The organism is Bradyrhizobium sp. USDA 4011 (assembly GCF_054063415.1).
In genome coordinates this window covers 6,502,740-6,518,383 of the sequence record NZ_JBSSGG010000001.1, presented here as the reverse complement: position 1 = coordinate 6,518,383, position 15,644 = coordinate 6,502,740, and the positions used below count along the sequence as shown (strand labels likewise).

13 protein-coding genes and 1 pseudogene are annotated in these 15,644 nt (G+C 65.0%); 5 read left to right on the top strand and 9 right to left on the bottom strand.

The window, feature by feature from the left end:
- Positions 1-183: 183 nt before the first annotated feature.
- The 7 genes and pseudogenes from ACVW1C_RS30725 to ACVW1C_RS30695 all read right to left on the bottom strand — a co-directional run.
- Positions 184-915, bottom strand: coding sequence for a class II aldolase/adducin family protein (locus ACVW1C_RS30725; RefSeq protein ID WP_456761468.1), 732 nt, complete (start codon positions 913-915; stop codon positions 184-186).
- Between the two features lie 102 nt (positions 916-1,017).
- On the bottom strand, positions 1,018-2,565 hold the full coding sequence (gene ilvA, locus ACVW1C_RS30720) for a threonine ammonia-lyase, biosynthetic (protein ID WP_456761467.1): 1,548 nt from the start codon (positions 2,563-2,565) through the stop codon (positions 1,018-1,020).
- A 388-nt stretch (positions 2,566-2,953) separates the two neighbouring features.
- Positions 2,954-4,144 (bottom strand): M24 family metallopeptidase, encoded by a 1,191-nt coding sequence (locus tag ACVW1C_RS30715; protein WP_456761466.1) that lies wholly within the window; start codon positions 4,142-4,144, stop codon positions 2,954-2,956.
- An 18-nt stretch (positions 4,145-4,162) separates the two neighbouring features.
- Positions 4,163-5,575, bottom strand: coding sequence for an MFS transporter (locus ACVW1C_RS30710; protein ID WP_456761465.1), 1,413 nt, complete (start codon positions 5,573-5,575; stop codon positions 4,163-4,165).
- Between the two features lie 18 nt (positions 5,576-5,593).
- A complete protein-coding gene (locus ACVW1C_RS30705; RefSeq protein ID WP_456761464.1) occupies positions 5,594-6,385 on the bottom strand; it encodes an alpha/beta fold hydrolase in 792 nt (263 codons plus the stop codon).
- Between the two features lie 11 nt (positions 6,386-6,396).
- Positions 6,397-6,696, bottom strand: coding sequence for an aromatic-ring hydroxylase C-terminal domain-containing protein (locus ACVW1C_RS30700; protein WP_456763218.1), 300 nt, complete (start codon positions 6,694-6,696; stop codon positions 6,397-6,399).
- Positions 6,697-6,941: 245 nt separating this feature from the next.
- Positions 6,942-8,018 (bottom strand): annotated as a pseudogene (locus ACVW1C_RS30695) (FAD-dependent monooxygenase); the annotation flags it as partial.
- A gap of 110 nt (positions 8,019-8,128) precedes the next feature.
- Between ACVW1C_RS30695 and ACVW1C_RS30690 the strand changes: the two are divergent.
- From ACVW1C_RS30690 to ACVW1C_RS30680, 3 genes are all read left to right on the top strand, one after another.
- A complete protein-coding gene (locus tag ACVW1C_RS30690; RefSeq protein ID WP_456761463.1) occupies positions 8,129-8,935 on the top strand; it encodes a LysR family transcriptional regulator in 807 nt (268 codons plus the stop codon).
- A gap of 487 nt (positions 8,936-9,422) precedes the next feature.
- Complete coding sequence (locus ACVW1C_RS30685) at positions 9,423-9,704, top strand: hypothetical protein (protein ID WP_456761462.1); 282 nt, start codon at positions 9,423-9,425, stop codon at positions 9,702-9,704.
- 224 nt (positions 9,705-9,928) lie between these two features.
- Entirely contained in the window at positions 9,929-11,002 is a 1,074-nt protein-coding gene (locus tag ACVW1C_RS30680; protein ID WP_456763217.1) for a helix-turn-helix domain-containing protein, read from the top strand.
- Here the strand turns inward: ACVW1C_RS30680 and ACVW1C_RS30675 are convergent.
- Positions 10,894-11,754 (bottom strand): DUF2066 domain-containing protein, encoded by an 861-nt coding sequence (locus tag ACVW1C_RS30675; RefSeq protein ID WP_456761461.1) that lies wholly within the window; start codon positions 11,752-11,754, stop codon positions 10,894-10,896. The genes ACVW1C_RS30680 and ACVW1C_RS30675 overlap by 109 nt on opposite strands.
- 200 nt (positions 11,755-11,954) lie before the next feature.
- On the opposite strand from ACVW1C_RS30675, the gene ACVW1C_RS30670 reads away from it, so the two are divergent.
- On the top strand, positions 11,955-12,968 hold the full coding sequence (locus ACVW1C_RS30670) for a zinc-dependent alcohol dehydrogenase family protein (RefSeq protein ID WP_456761460.1): 1,014 nt from the start codon (positions 11,955-11,957) through the stop codon (positions 12,966-12,968).
- An 18-nt stretch (positions 12,969-12,986) separates the two neighbouring features.
- Here ACVW1C_RS30670 and ACVW1C_RS30665 read toward each other — a convergent pair whose 3' ends face one another.
- Complete coding sequence (locus tag ACVW1C_RS30665; RefSeq protein WP_456761459.1) at positions 12,987-13,760, bottom strand: enoyl-CoA hydratase-related protein; 774 nt, start codon at positions 13,758-13,760, stop codon at positions 12,987-12,989.
- A 101-nt stretch (positions 13,761-13,861) separates the two neighbouring features.
- Between ACVW1C_RS30665 and ACVW1C_RS30660 the strand changes: the two genes are divergently transcribed.
- Positions 13,862-15,451: a gamma-glutamyltransferase gene (locus ACVW1C_RS30660; protein WP_456761458.1), complete on the top strand. Its 1,590-nt coding sequence runs from the start codon at positions 13,862-13,864 to the stop codon at positions 15,449-15,451.
- Positions 15,452-15,644: the final 193 nt, after the last annotated feature.

Genomic DNA, 15,644 nt, shown 5'->3' with positions numbered 1-15,644 from the left:
AGCAGAATCCAGATTGAGCACCGGAAATGTCCCGCAGGCACAGTTTGACTGCGATCAGTCTTGCCTATGCTGACTGGGCCGTCAAATGGCCCAGCTGTCTGCAACTTGTCTTGCACCCGCTCCGTTCAATCAGCCAGGCTTCTCGCTTCCCTGCACATGCCGTCCTAAACCGGCGAGTGCCCGTCATCGCTTGCTGCTGCGCCGTTTCTCGGCGCGGCGCGGTGCCGCCGTTGCCGTCGCACGGGCGGCCTTGTTCGGCGTTGGCGCCTGCAACCCGTAGGCGGAGAACCCCTTCGCGGTGTCGGCGATCTCCTCGTCGCTCAGGATGATCCGCGAGTCGAGCGCAAGCGAGAGGTAGTATTGCCGCGCGAGGCTCTCGAGCTCGACCGCGAGCCACATCGCCTTATCGAGATTGGCGCCGAGCGCGATCATGCCATGATTGGCGAGCAGGCAACCATTGCGGCCTTCGAGCGCGGCAATCGCATGATCGGACAGTTCCTTGGTGCCGTAGCGCGCGTAGTCGGCGCAGCGGATGTCGGTGCCGCCGAATGCCGCTATCATGTAGTGGCAGGCCGGGATCGGTTTGCGCGCGATCGCAAGCACGGTTGCATAGGTCGAGTGGGTGTGGACGATGGCGCCGACATCGGGCCGGGCGCGCGTGATGTCGAGATGAAAGCGCCATTCGGTGGACGGCTGCAGCGGCCCCTCCCACGTGCCATAGTCGCCCTCGATCGGCATCGACGCGATCATCTCCGGTTTCATCGAATCATACGGGGTCGCCGAGGGCGTGATCAGCATCCTGTCCTTGTAGCGGGCGGAGATGTTGCCTGATGTCCCCTGGTTGAGACCCGACGCATTCATCCATCGGCACTTGGCAATGATCGCCTCGCGCAATTGTCGTTCCTCACGGGTCATACGAACTGCCTTTCTCTTCAGCACGGATTGCGTGACGGCTCGCCGATGTCTTGCACCGCCAACCGTCCTCTCTACTCTGGACCGGCAGAGGACCTCGCCGCTTCATCTCTTCTCGGCGGAGAGGAACAGGCGATAGGCCGGATTCTCGCTCTCGTTCCAGTAGGGGTAGCCGAGCGCGTTGAGCGCCTGAACGAACCGGGCGCGCTCGGAAGGCTTGACCTCGATGCCTGCAAGGATGCGTCCGTAGTCGGCGCCGTGATTTCGGTAATGGAAGAGCGAAATGTTCCAGTCGGGCGCCAGGCTCTCGAGGAATTTCAGCAACGCGCCGGGACGCTCCGGAAACTCGAAGCGGTAGATCACCTCGTCCTTGAGAAGCGGCGCGCGGCCGCCCACCATGTAGCGCACATGGTCCTTGGCCATCTCGTTCTCGCTCAGATCCAGGATCGGATAGCCCTCGCGCCGGAGCAGCTCCATGACTTCCCGCTTCTCGGCCTCGCCGCGACTCAGCGCGATGCCGACGAACAGCTGCGCCGGCGCCGTCGTCTCGGCGAAGCGATAGTTGAATTCCGTGATGGCCCGCGAACCGAGGATACGGATGAAGTGCCGATAGCTGCCCGGCTTCTCCGGCACCGTGACCGCAAGCAGCGCTTCCCGATGTTCGCCGACCTCGGCGCGATCGGCGATGGTGCGCAGCCGGTCGAAATTCAGATTGGCGCCGCTGTTGACCGCAATCAGGCTCCCGTCGCTCAGTGCGCCGCGCTCGGCATAGGCCTTGAGGCCGGCGAGCGCCAATGCGCCGGAGGGCTCGGCCACGGATCGGACGTCATCGAAGATATCCTTGATGGCCGCGCACATGGCGTCGGTATCCACTGTCACGACCTCGTCAAGCAGGTCGCGGCAGAGCCGGAACGTCTCGGCTCCGACCTTGCGGACGGCGACGCCGTCGGCGAACAGTCCGACCTGGTCCAGCGCGACGACGCTGCCCTTGGCGAGCGCGGCGGCCATCGACGCGGCGTCTGCCGGCTCCACGCCGACGACCTTGATCGACGGATTCAGGAATTTCACGAAGGCGGCGACGCCGGCCGCCAGCCCGCCCCCGCCGATCGGCACGAAGATCGCCTCGATCGGATCGGGATGCTGGCGCAGGATTTCCATCCCGACGGTCCCCTGGCCGGCAATCACATCAGGATCGTCGAACGGATGCACGAAGGTCAGGCCGCGCGCGACCTCGATCTCCCTGGCCTTGGTTTGCGCATCGTCGAACGTGTCGCCATGCAGCACAACGTCACCGCCCAAACGCCGGACGGCTTCGACCTTGATGGCGGGCGTCGTCCTCGGCATCACGATCGTGGCGGGAATGCCGAGCTCGCGCGCCGCCAGCGCCACACCCTGCGCATGGTTGCCCGCCGACGCGCAGATGACGCCCTGTCTTCGCTGCGCGTCCGGTAGCCTGACGATCTTGTTGTAGGCGCCGCGAAGCTTGAAGGAGAAGATCGGCTGGAAGTCCTCCCGCTTCAGCAAGACGGCGCGCGACAAGCGCTCCGAGAGCCGCGGCATCGGATCGAGCGGCGTCTCGACCGCCACGTCGTAGACACGGGCGGTCAGGATGCGTTGGGCGTAGTCGCGGAGCGCGTTGGCGGCAGTGGTCATCAGGTCGCTTCTGTCGATGGGGAGGCAATCCGTATCGGTTGCACCTGCCCATCGTCGGCGCCGACCTGGCGAGCAGACGGCACGGAGCCGGCCGCTGCATCCTGGTCGAACCTTCGCATGACCGGAGGCTGGAGTGAAGCAAAGACCGCCGGATCAATCGCCTGGCCGAGCGCACATGAAGTCATCGGGCCGTCGCAGGCGGCGCCGCCAAAATATCGAAAACAACCCCATGCAAAGTAGCCGGCGGCGGCCGGCGTCGACCGGGCGACTTGACACGTCGGGCAACTCAGGGATATATTTCTATTGTTCCGAAATTGCCGGCGAACGCCTCCAGCACTGCAGCTGAATCGGTGCCCCAGCCAAAAATGCCGCCGTGGCGTTGACCGCTTCACGCCATGAGACGCGGCGAATTCCATTCCCTGCCGTGGTCGCCGGGCGCTTCCCAGCCCGACTCGGAGACGATCAGCGTGTCCTCGAGCTTGATGTAGCCGCGCGCCGGATGCAGCAGCGCGGTTTCGATCGAGATCACCATCCCGCATTCGAGCGGCCGGTCGGCGTCATAGGGCGCGTAAGGCACCGGGCCGGTCGCGGCGAGGCGCGGCGCTTCGTGGCTGACAAGCCCAATACCGTGTGCGGTGAAGTCGAGCACGGCGCGATGCGGAGAGCCTTTCACGGCTGCCTCGCCCGCCGCAATGATGTCGCCGCCCATGGCGCCCGGCCGGATCGCGCGCCGGGCCACCTGCTGGATGTCCTCGACCTGTTGCAGCAACTCGCGCAGCTCGCTCTCGGGCTCGCCCAGAATACCCATGCGGCTGAGGTCGCCGATATAGCCCCGGTAGTTCCCGCCGGAATCGATCGAGATCACGTCGCCCTCTTCAAGATACTGGGTCGACGGCGCACGGTTATGGCTCTTGCCCGCGGCAATCAGGCAATATTCGAAGACGAGATCACGCTGCTGCTCCTCACGACGCAGACGGGCGACGACGTCGTTCTTGGTCATGCCCGGCGCGCAGCCCTTGAACGTCGCCATCATCGCATCGACGACCCGTTCGGAAGCCTCCCTGATCAGATCCAGTTCGGCACGAGATTTTACGGCACGAAGCCGTTCCAGCGTGAAATGGGCCTCGCGGATCTCGACATGGCCAAGACCGGCACGCAGATGATCCCTGGCATCGGCCGGCAGGAAGCCGGCCTCGATGCCGACGCGCTTGGCGGATACCCCGAGCTTTCTCACATGATCAGTGGCGAGGCCGATCGCATCGATCGTTCCCCATGCGCTCGCTTTAACGATCGGCGCCGATATCCGACCGAGTTCATGCTCGAACTTTTCCATGCGGTTGCCGATGTAGACGGAATTTTCAGGGTGCCCTTTCTGGTAGACGAAGACAGGCAGATAGCGGCTGGTACCGATCGCCTCCATGACGTAGAAGAAGAAGAAGCGATATCCGCCGAGCAGGTACTGCACATTATGACGCGAGGTGACGACCAGGATGTCGAGCCCCGCCTCATCCATCAGCCGATCGAGCTTTGCGGTATCGAACGGCGCCGCCGTTGCGATCGTGTCAGGTGCATGGTCCATCGTAAAACCTTCCGTCTTTCACATTGCGGTTTTCGCGGCCAGTGACTTCGATGCCCTGCTCGCGCCTGCGTTTTCGCCAAATAGAGCCACCGGGCGTCCGTGCGGCTCGACGCCGAGGAACGTAAAGGCGAGTCCAATCAAGAGACCCGCGCCGGCAAGAAAGAGAAACGCCGGCATCACCGCCGAGGCGGTCGCGCTGGGATGCACGACATTATCCGCGCCGGCGATCAATGCGAGGCACAGCGGCCCGACGATCTTGCCGACCCCGTTCGAGAGCTGGGCAAGGCCGACCGCGCGCCCCGACAGCTGAACCGGGAAGATCTCCGCGGGATAGGGCCCGATGTTCGAAAATCCACCGTCGAAGAACACGGCACCAATGATCAGGAAGACCAGAAACAGCGGGACCGAGCCGGCAAAATCGGCGTGAAAATAGGCCGCCAGCGCCAGCGAGATCGCGGTGCCATAGCCCATCAACTGGCCACACGGCTTGCGGCCGATCCGGTGCGCCAGAAACGCAAAGCCGGTCCGGCCAACAACGCCGGCGAGGCTGACATAAATGAACATCTTCGCCGCGTCCTGGGGCGCGACGCCAAGAAGCAGCGCCACGATCGTCGGTCCCCACAGGAAGACACCGTAATTCGCCGTGCTGGCGCCGAACCAGATCAGGACTGTCAGCCAGAAGCGCCGCTGCTCGGCAAACAGATCGGCGAATGTCACCGGGTTCGTCGGCGGCAGCGTGGGCAGGACAAATGACTCGCCGCCGATCTGATAGAGCTTTCGGATATTCGCCTCCGCCTCGCGCACGCGGCCCTTGCTGATCAGCCAGCGCGGCGATTCCGGCATGATGATCATGGTCAGAATTCCGAGGATGATCGGCAGGAATCCGACCGCCGCCAATCCGCGCCAACCGACCAGCGGCAACAGGAAGCTCGCCGTCACCGACGCCGACAGCACGCCGAAGGCGACGGGGACGACCACGAGGCTCGTGACCAGCGTGCGGTGGCGGGTCGGTGCGAATTCGACGATGGCAGGAACTGCCGCCGCCGCGCCCGCGGCAAGGCCGAAGCCAACGAAAAAGCGCAGGATCGCAAACGCAATCCAGCCGTCTTCCGGAATGAACGCGATCGCGCCCGAGGTCAGGCCACAAAGCAGAACGCCGGCCACCGCCAGCGGCTTGCGCCCGAAACGATCCGCGAGGATCCCCGCGGCGAACGCGCCCAGCATTGCTCCGATGCCGGCGCTCATCAGCATGATCGAGGTTTGCCCAAACGTCAGGTGCCATTTCGGCGCCAGCACCGAGACCAGAAACCCGACCACAAAGAAATCGAAGAAATCGACCACGCCGGAGATGGCGAAGATGATGATCGATAGCCAATAGCGCGTCGTCACCGGCGCTTCGTCGAACGGCACCGCGCTCGCTTGCTCAGCCATGGTCTCCCCCTGTTGTTGTCAAGCCGCCTTCTTTTTCGAATTCAGAAATGCCGTCACCGCCTCCGCCACCCGCTCGGGGGCCTGGATCGACGCGACATGGCCGACGTCCGCGATCGTCTTGGTCTCGACGCACACAAGATCGCGGGCGAGCGCAAATGTCTCCGCATTCGGGATCAGCCGGTCGTCAGCACCCGCCAGCAGCAGCGTCGGGCGATCAAAGCCTGTCAGATCGGCGGCGACGGGCTGCGCGAGCAAAGCGCCGCGTCGCGCCTTCTGGCCTTCGTCGCGGTTCGAGCCACGGAAGATGTCGATCAGTTCGGGCCGCGCGCGCAGGTAATCCGGCGGAAAGAAGAACTCCGCGATCTTCGGCGCATTGCTTGCGGTGTCCGCGCGGTACGAAGCGAGTGTGCGGAAGACATCCGCATTGACGTCCAGCGGGCTCCTGTTGACCTTCCAGGTGCTGCTCAGGATCAGGCGGTCGATGCGACCGGGATGGCGGGCTGCCAGCACTTGCGCGATCAGGCCGCCGAGCGAGGTCCCGAAGACATGGGTACGATCGTAGCCGAGCCCTCCGATCAAGGCCGCGGCATCATCAGCCAGATCGGCCAGCGAATAGGACGACGAAGGATTTCTGGTGGCGCCGGAATCGCGCTGGTCATACGCGATCACGGTGAAATGCGCCGCCAGCGCGGGCGCGAGGCCGCCAAACATCGAATGATCGGCTTCGCCGCCATGCAGCAGCACGATCGGCTCGCCGCGTCCGGTCTTCTCAAACGCCGTGACGACGCCATCGGATTCGAACGATTGCATGGGAGGTCCCGCTATTGCAGCAGCGTTGAAAGCGCACCGGCCAATTCCTTCGCCGGATCCGACGGCACCCACGGCATCCGCCACGCCACATGTCCATCAGGGCGCACCAGAACGGCGCCGCGCATCCCCAACTGGAATCCGTCCGCCGGGTCGGCTGACGGCAATTGCTTGAGCGAGAGCGGCAGGCGGGTCTTCTCCGATACCTGCTTCCCCGCCTCCAGCCACTCGCTGCCGAGCGGACCCGTGACGACGGTGAGTTCCTTGTCGAACCAGTCGAGCGTCGATTTCTTGCGCGAAGGCTCGAGCCACATATGCGGAAAGCGCGCGCGCCGGGACGGTCCGTCGGCGTGTAGTAGCGGGAGTTCAGCACCTTCGCGACCGTGCCATCGGGGATCACCGCGCCCTCCTCGTAATTGTGCCCGAGGTTCTGCCCGATGCTGTGCAGATGATTGTCCATATCGTTGATCCAGAACTTGATCCGGTCCGGATTGCGCGATCGTACGGCGTCGTCGGTCAGCCCAAATCGCAGCCTGTTGCCGTAGCTGAAATTGGCATTGGATTGCGCGATCGGGCGGCGCTCGCTGGAATAGCTGTCGAGCAGCTTTTCGTCGGCGCGGCCCTTCAACACGAAGGCCAGCTTCCAGGCGAGATTATGCGCGTCCTGAACGCCGGAGTTCAGGCCGAAACCGCCGGTCGGCGGAAAGCGGTGGGCGCAGTCGCCGACCAGAAACACCCGGCCCTTTCGAAAGGTCTCGGCCACCTGCATGCTGACGCGCCAGATCGAGCGATTCAGAAGCGTGACATCGAGGTCCGGAATGCCGACATGGCCGCGCGCAATCTCGATGAACTCCTGGTCGGTCCACGGCCGGTCGCGATCGTCCTTGGTCAGGCCGATTTGCGTCACGGTGAGCCAGCGATCCCGGCCATTGGTGTTCAGGATGCCGGCGCGCGGCAGATCGGGCTTGTCCGGGACGATGATGAAGCCGGCGGCCTCGCGCGCGATCGGCAATCGCGACAGATCGGCACGCCAATACTCGTTCGACATCACCGCTAGCGTGGAGGGGCCGACCATGTCGATCCCGGCGCTACGCCGCGTCTGGCTGCCCGCCCCATCGGCGGCGATCAGGTAAGCCGCCGTCCACTGCGTCACCGCACCGGTTTTTTCGCAACGCGTCGTGACGTTGACGCCGCTGTTGGTCTCCTCGAACGATTCACAGGCCGTGTTGAACAGGACCGTGGCGTGTTTCGACTTCTCGACCACGCGCAGGATTTCCTCCTCGACGGCGTCCTGGGCGACCAGGCTCTTCCAGGCGGGGGTATGCCCGACATTCGGTTCGGGACGGGTGCGGCCGAACTCGTGACCCGCGATGCTGTCGAGGAACACGAACATGTCGGAGTTGTCCTGCAGGCCGCGGTCGCGGATCGCCTGCTCGATGCCCCACTGCCGGAAGATCTCCATGGTGCGGACCCAGCAGCCGCGCGACTTCGGATGATCTGTCGTCGTCGGGCTCTTCTCGACCACGACGCAGTCGATGCCGAAGCGATCGAGCAGCAGCGACATCGCAAGGCCGACCGGCCCGCCGCCGGCGATGAATACGGACGTCTGGCGTGCCTCATCGGTGGCGATGCCCATCCTCATCTCTCCTCCGTTTGATCGTTGGGAAGGAGACTGCTCCTTTCTTGGTATCTCACAAGAATATGTTTGATATGGTATCGATCTCGAATCGAGATGGAGCGCCCGTCATGGACCTGCGGCAGATCCGTTATTTCGTCGCCGTCGCCGAGCGTGGCGGCTTTGCCGCCGCCGCGAGCACGCTGAACGTCGCCCAGTCGGCGCTCAGCCGCCACGTCAAGGAACTCGAAGACGAATTGGGCGGCGCCTTGCTCGAACGTGGCGCGCGCGGCGTCTCGGTCACGGAATCCGGCAAGGTGCTGCTCGCGCGCGGGCGCTGGCTGCTTGGAACGATCGACGACATCAAGGCCGAGGTGCGCACGGAAAATCGGGAGCCCAGCGGTACGGTGCGGATGGGCGCGCCGCCAAGCCTCGGCGATATCCTCTACCCGCCGCTTGCCCAGACATTCGTGAAGCAATTTCCGCGCGTGCGGCTCGAGCTCAGCGAAGTCTTGACGGAAAACGCATCCGAACGCCTGCTGCGCGGTGAGCTCGATCTGGCGATCGTGACGACGCCGCCCCCCAACGATCACCTCGACTATGAAATGCTCATGGTCGAGCAGGTGTTCCTGATCGGGCCGCCGCGCGATCCGCTGTTGAAGCGCGGCAGACTGACCCGCAAGGAGTTCGACGCCCTGCCATCCGCCGTGGGCCCGCTCAGCCGCAACCCGTTCCCATCGACAATGCTCTGCGCGGTTCGGGTCGACAACAGCACGCCGATGAAGCGCATGGTGGCATCGGGCCTCGGCTATGCCCTGCTGCCCTTCTCCGGCATTCACCAGGAAGTGGCTGCCGGCGCGCTATCGGCAGCGCTGTTGCCGTGGATGCGCGCCGACCGCGTCCTGGCATTGCCGCGTGGACGGCCGGGCAACGCGTGAAGCGATTGCAACCTTGAAGAAGATCTGCCGCGCCCTGATCGATGAGGGAATCATCCTGACTGCGCCGGCGCGCAAGACCTGAACACGTCATTCCCCTCCAAACGATCTGTTGATTCCGCGCTGTAAGCCTAGGCGCGAGCCATCGGTTTGCTGGTGGTAGCAGGCGTTCTCCTCGTCGCGGCAGCCCTGGTCTTGATCATGTGCTCTCACCTCGTGAAAGAATGAAAAATCGGACTGCACCAAGTGCACCAAAATCCCCGACGCGCGCTCCGCTCTGCACGCGGGCGCGCTTTCGCCGGTCAGGCTCATTGCGAAGCGGCGATAGCCAACCGGCGCCTGAAGGCGGCAGGCCGGGAAGGCGGCGATCGCGCGGATCGAAATTCGAGTCACGGTGCGGTGAGTGCACCAAGGAACCGGGCGTAATTTAGGTTTCAGTAAGCAAGTTGCAGCTAGGATCGATCAGTGAGTTGCGTATAGGAGACTTCCAGTGATCGACTTTGACGAACTTCGTAGTATCGCCGCGGATGTTCGTATCTTTATCGATGCTTCGGAAGACAAGGGTGGCGCATTGAAGGCCATCGTCGACGCCTACGATGTCGTCCTCGGCATCTTCCCCGCCGGCCCCGGAATGGACCTTCACGTGGTCAAGGGCACCGAGGTCCTCAACCATATCGCGCAGACCCAGGCCTCGTCGGGCTTCACCCATACCGCCATCGCTTTCCAGACCCGCGAGCAGGCTGTTGCGCTTGAGCAACTGATGGCGGCCTAACCACCGGCGCAGAGCCGCTGACGACCGCGCAATTTGCTTTGAGATCAAGCGATTGTCCGCCATCCGGCGGGGACGATATGCACTTTGTGCCAGTCTCGTTCCCAAGGCATCCGGTCCGACAACACGACGTCCCGACCCATCAATTCCGCGCCCTCGTCCACGTTGCCTTCCCGGGCAAAACCGGCAAAAATCCCGCCCACGATTCCGCCGTGGGACGCATGGATATGGGCCAGCACCTGACGGTTCACAGCGGCGAGCTTGACGGCTTCGAGGGACTCCACGACGCCGTCAAAGGCTCGCATGTCGAGGTCATGCAGCTTGAGCGCGGCAAGCTGCGCGGGACGTTGTCCCATGTCGGGATCGGCGATTTCTCGCTCAGCATCGGCGCATTCAATGTCGGGGTCCGCACCCAGCGTACTTCGGCCGATGACAAGCTGATCATCGGAATGCTGCTGAACGCCACCGATCGCGTCACGCATTGGGCATTCGACATGCAGCCGGCCGACGTGCTGGTGATCCCTCCGTCGGTCGAGCATGACGGCGTCTTTCACAAGGCCTCGTCCTATGCCGCAATTCGCTTCGACATGGCCGATCTGCCCGACATCTTCGGCGATGAGCCGCGGCTCGCCGATGCCGAAACATGGCAAGCAAAGAACCACTTTCGCGCCGACCCCACGCTTGGCATGGCCGGGGCGATCAGGCTGCCGCAGATCGTCTCACATCTCGCCCGGTATCCGGACGCGCTGTCGGAGGCGTCGTCCGAGTTCTGGAAGCGCGCGATCATCGATTGCGTCAGGCCGACGGCCATCACGTCCCTGCCGCCAGACGGAACCAGCTACCTGCCGTCGGCGATGAAGCTGGTGCGCGACGTCGAGGACTATCTGCACGCCGCGGGCGCCCGCCCAGTCCATGTCTCGGAAATCTGCACCGAGCTTCGGCTGTCGCGCCGCAGCCTGCACCGCGCCTTCCACGAGGTGTTCGGCGTCGGCCCGGTGACGTTCCTGCGCTACAAGCGGCTCTGCATGATCCGTTCGATCCTGCGCGAAAGCACGCCGGAGCAGACCACCGTTTCCAAGGTTGCGATCGAACAGGGCTTCATCGAGCTCGGGCGCTTCTCGCAATACTACCGCGCGATGTTCGGGGAGTACCCGTCGCAGACGCTCGGCTACGCCGGTTGGAGCGCGCAAGCTCATTTCGATCGTGCCGGATCGCCATTGCCGGACAGCACCTGCGCGGCGCCGCCGACGCCGCGCCGGAAGGCCTCATCGAAGGTGACGCCGCGAAACCGCCATGTGTAGTCCCTGCCGCGCCACGCCATCCGCCATTGCGTGGCCCAGCCGAGATCCTTGTCATCCCAGACCAGCCGTCCGACCAGGATGGCCTCGCCCGGCGCCACGGTCGCACTCAACTGCGCGGGCGGAGTCTTCAGGAGCCCGGCGGCCGTGACATTGGCGCTTACCAGAGCGGCCGTCTCGGGCAGCACGACGCGCATGCCACGCTTGCCGGCCGCAGCCGCGAGTGCATCGCGCTGCAAATCGGACTGCGTCCCGTCAGAGGTGACGATAAAGTCCTTCGGGCCGTGCAGCATCTCGACGAAGACGCCGAGCGTCGGCCGCTGCGATCGCCACGGCTTGAGGCCGAGCTTGGCGAGAATGCTGCCGATCTTGTCCTGGTCGAAAGCCACCGTCAGGTCGTAAGGCCGGTCGCGGGTGCCCTGCTCGTCATGATGCGGCTTGCCGGCATACTGGTCGTGATAGTCGTAACTGCTGACGAACTCCCTGGCCTTCGCTTTGTATGCGGCAAGCCGGCGGTCGCTTGCCAGCATGGGCTGGCCGGAGACTTTGATCAGGACGTCCTCCAGACATGCACCGAAGCCGATGACGCGGTTCGGCTCGCCCTGGCCGGTGACGACGGTCTGCGCGCGGTAGAGGTTGTCATCCGCCGCTATCGCACCACTGCACCAGATCAATGCAACGGCAAGCAACGCGCCGACCACACCACGTGTGAACGCGGCGATCGGATTGCGTTTCGTCTCAAGCAAGGCAGCCATCGTCACCTCCGCTCGGTCATGTCATCGACGGCACATTGGCGGTATTTTTCGGAAGCGCCAACACGTTCGGACATGGGCGCCATTCCATCGGCCGCAACGCGCGCTATGGCCAGGTGCGGCAGGCCTGACATATGCTCGGTGGATGCGCGGCGGCGCCCGGAGTGCCGCCGACGACGAGAACAGCCAGCAGGAGACGTCCCGTGAAATGCTATGAGTTGCAAGGCCCCGGCGGCGTCGACGCGCTTGCGCTGGTCGACAAGCCGGTTCCACAGGCCGGCCCCGGCGAGGTGCTGGTGCGGCTGAAGGCGGCAACGCTGAACTATCGCGACCTTCTCACCGTCAAGGGCGGCTATGGCGCGCGCCAGAAATTTCCGCTGGTGCCGGTCTCCGACGGCGCCGGTATCATTGAGGCGGTCGGCGCCGGGGTCGGGAATTTCGTACCCGGCGATCGCGTGATCGGCAGCTTCTTCGAAAGCTGGCTCGGCGGCGAGCCCAGCGAGGCGCGGATGCGCGCGGCACTTGGCGGCAGCGTCGACGGCGTGCTGACCGAATACCGCGTGTTCCCGGCGCACGCGCTGGTGCGCACGCCGGACCATCTCAGCGACATCGAGGCCGCGGCGTTGCCCTGCGCCGGCCTCACGGCGTGGAGCGCGGTGGTCAAGCTCGGCGACATCAAGCCGGGACAGACCGTGCTGACCCAGGGCACCGGCGGCGTCTCGCTGTTCGCGCTGCAATTCGCCAAGATGTGCGGCGCGCGCGTCATCGCGACCTCTTCCAGCGACGCCAAGATCGTTCGGCTGAAGCAGCTCGGCGCCGATGTGACGCTTAACTACAAGACCACGCCCGACTGGGGCAAGAAGGCGCGCGAGCTGACCGGGCGCGGTGTCGATCTCGTCGTCGAGGTCGGCGGCGTCGGCACGCTGAACGAGTCGATCCGCGCGACGAAAATCGGCGGCACCATCGCCTTCATCGGCGTGCTCGCCGGTCCCGCCTCGTCCGACACCAGGCTGCCGCTGATGGTGATGCAGCAGCAGCGACTGCAAGGCGTCACCGTCGGCTCGATCGAGGATCTGCAGGCGCTGTGCGACGGCATCAGCATGCACGGCGTCAAGCCCGTGATCGACAAGGTGTTCGCGTTCGACCAGGTCAAGGACGCGTTCGCCCACATGGCGAGCGGCGCGCATTTCGGCAAGATCGCGATTGCGATCGGCTGACTTGCACACCATCTCGCTCTATCGTCCCGTGAACTGGGCCTTGCGCTTCTCGACGAATGCCTTGCGGCCTTCCTGCGCGTCGGCGCTTTCGCGGATCACCATCTGCAGCTCGATTTCGCGGCGGAACTGATCGGCGTAGCTTGCGTGCTCGCTCTCCTCGAGCAGCTGCCGGGTCGCGACCAGCGCGCGCGTCGGGCCGTCGGCGAGGCGGCCGGCGAGCGCTTTCGCCTCGTCGAGCAGCCTTGCGTCGTCGACCACGTCGCGCACCAGTCCCCACTCCTTGGCCCGCTCGGCCGACAATGGCTCGTTCAGCAGCATCAGGTCGAGCGCGCGCTGGCGCCCGACCAGCCGAGGCAAGAGCCAGGTCGAGCCGAGATCGGGCACCAGGCCGATCCGGCTGAACACCTGGATGAAGCTCGCCGAGCGCGCGGCCAGGATGATGTCGCCGGACATCGCAAGGCTGAAGCCGCCGCCGGCCGCGACGCCGTTGACCGCGACCACCACCGGCGTCCGGCACTCGCGCAAGGCCTGCATCGCCGGCCAATAATGCTTCATCACGCCGGTATAGATATTGTCGCCGAGCGAGTTGAACGCCTTGAGATTCTGCCCGGAGCAGAAGCCGCGTCCCTCCCCGGTCAGGATCAGCGCGCGGATGCCGGGATCGACGCCCATTTCGCCTATGGCGCGCGCGAGATCGCCGAGCAGCTCCGGCGTCATGGCGTTCAGGGTGGCGGGATCGTTCAGCGTCAGAATACCGACCTTGCCGTCCCGTTCACGCTTCACGCTGCTCATTTTCCGCTCCCTGAAACCGGTTCTTGTTGCACTGACAGTGCCATGCTTGGCATGCTACGCCAACGTGACCCGCCCGCAACAAGAACAGCGAAAGCAACGCCATGTCCGACCAGTTCTCCAACTCGCAAGTGATCCGCAAGCCGGCCGTCAGCGCCAAGGGCGGCATCGTCGCCGCGCAATCGCGCAAGGCGGCCGAAGTCGGCGCGGAGGTATTGGCCGCGGGCGGCGATTGCGTCGACGCCGTGATTGCAACCACCTTTGCGCTGGGCGTGCTGGAGCCGTGGATGAGCGGTGCCGGCGGCGGCGGCGCGATGGTGCTGTATCGCGCCAAGGAGAACCGCGTCGAGGTGATCGACTGCGGCATGCGCGCGCCCGACGGCCTGCGCCTGGAGGATTATCCGTTGACCGGCGGGGCCGCCTCCGACCTGTTCCCCTGGGCGCGGGTCAAGGACGACCGCAATCTGCACGGCCCGGGCTCGATCGCGGTACCCGGTGTCGTCGCCGGCATGGAGGAGGCGCATCGCCGCCACGCCAGAATGCCGTGGAAGGACCTGCTGGCGCCGAGCGTCAAGCTTGCCGGCGAAGGCCTGCTGGTGGATTGGTGGACCACCGACATGATCGCAAGCTCGGCCGCGGATCTGCGGCGCTATCCGGCCAGCGCCGCGGCGTATCTGCTGGATGGCCTGCCGCCGAATGCGCAATGGGGCATCAAGTCGGTGGTCCGCATGCCGCAGGACAGGCTGAAGGCGACGATGGCGCAGCTTGCCGCGGCCGGCCCGCGCGATTTCTACGAGGGCGATCTGGCGCGCAGCATCGCCGACGATATCCAGGCCGCCGGCGGCGCGCTGTCGGTGCGCGATCTCGCCGCCTTCCGCGCCCATCTGCGCGAACCGCTCAAGATTCCCTATCGCGGCGGCACGGTCTACGCGACGCCGGAGCTGACCGCGGGTCCGACCATGGCGCGTACGCTCGGCCTGCTGCAGAAGGCGTTCGCGCCCGCACATGGCGGTCCGGATGCGGCCGCCTATACTGCCTACGCCGAGGCGCTGCAGGCCGCCTATCGCGAGCGGCTGAAGGACATGGGCGACGTCGACGGCCGCCGTGCGCTCGGCGCGGAGGCGATCGCCCCAAGCTGCACCACACATTTCTCCGCTGTCGACCGCGACGGCAACATGGCGGCGGTGACGCAGACGCTGCTGTCGACCTTCGGCTCCAAATTCGTGACGCCGAACACCGGCCTCACCATGAACAACGGCATCATGTGGTTCGATCCGACGCAAGGCGCGCCGAACTCGCTCGCGCCCGGGAAGCGCTGCCTAACCAATTACACGCCCGTGGTGGCGGAAGCGGCCGACGGCCGCCGTCTTGCCGCCGGCGCATCGGGTGGCCGCCGCATCCTGCCCGCGGTGTCGCAACTGCTCTCCTTCGTGATGGACTTCGGCATGGATCTCGACGCCGCGATCCATCAGCCACGCATCGACGCCAGCGAAGGCAATGTGGTGATCGGCGATGTCCGCCTGCCGCAAGCCGTGCGTGAGGTGCTGCGCGGCAGCTTCGACTACGAGGAGGCACGCATCCAGACCCAGCCGAAGAAGTTCGCCTGCCCCAGCATCGTGCTACGCGATGGCACCACAAACAGCGGCGCCACCGAGCCGTTTCATCCGTGGAGCGATGCAATCGCGGAGGCGTGACGGCAGGGACGGCGCATCAAAGCTGTCGTCCCGGCGCCGATCAAAACGACTTGCAGTTGGTTGCAGACTCTCATGCAAAACAATCACGGTGTCATCACCCGCGAACGCGGGTGATCCAGTATTCCAGAGACGCCTGTGCATGAGCCGAGAGGCCGCGGCGTACTGGATCGCCCGGTCAAGCCGGGCGATGACA

Coding starts and splice junctions, on each gene's coding strand:
- ACVW1C_RS30675 (WP_456761461.1), bottom strand. CDS start 11,754: ATGGCTGCCTTGCTTGAGACGAAACGCAATCCGATCGCCGCGTTCACA.
- ACVW1C_RS30700 (WP_456763218.1), bottom strand. CDS start 6,696: ATGTGGCTCGAGCCTTCGCGCAAGAAATCGACGCTCGACTGGTTCGAC.
- ACVW1C_RS30710 (WP_456761465.1), bottom strand. CDS start 5,575: ATGGCTGAGCAAGCGAGCGCGGTGCCGTTCGACGAAGCGCCGGTGACG.
- ilvA (WP_456761467.1), bottom strand. CDS start 2,565: ATGACCACTGCCGCCAACGCGCTCCGCGACTACGCCCAACGCATCCTG.
- ACVW1C_RS30715 (WP_456761466.1), bottom strand. CDS start 4,144: ATGGACCATGCACCTGACACGATCGCAACGGCGGCGCCGTTCGATACC.
- ACVW1C_RS30705 (WP_456761464.1), bottom strand. CDS start 6,385: ATGCAATCGTTCGAATCCGATGGCGTCGTCACGGCGTTTGAGAAGACC.
- ACVW1C_RS30660 (WP_456761458.1), top strand. CDS start 13,862: ATGTCCGACCAGTTCTCCAACTCGCAAGTGATCCGCAAGCCGGCCGTC.
- ACVW1C_RS30680 (WP_456763217.1), top strand. CDS start 9,929: ATGGGCCAGCACCTGACGGTTCACAGCGGCGAGCTTGACGGCTTCGAG.
- ACVW1C_RS30665 (WP_456761459.1), bottom strand. CDS start 13,760: ATGAGCAGCGTGAAGCGTGAACGGGACGGCAAGGTCGGTATTCTGACG.
- ACVW1C_RS30725 (WP_456761468.1), bottom strand. CDS start 915: ATGACCCGTGAGGAACGACAATTGCGCGAGGCGATCATTGCCAAGTGC.
- ACVW1C_RS30690 (WP_456761463.1), top strand. CDS start 8,129: ATGGACCTGCGGCAGATCCGTTATTTCGTCGCCGTCGCCGAGCGTGGC.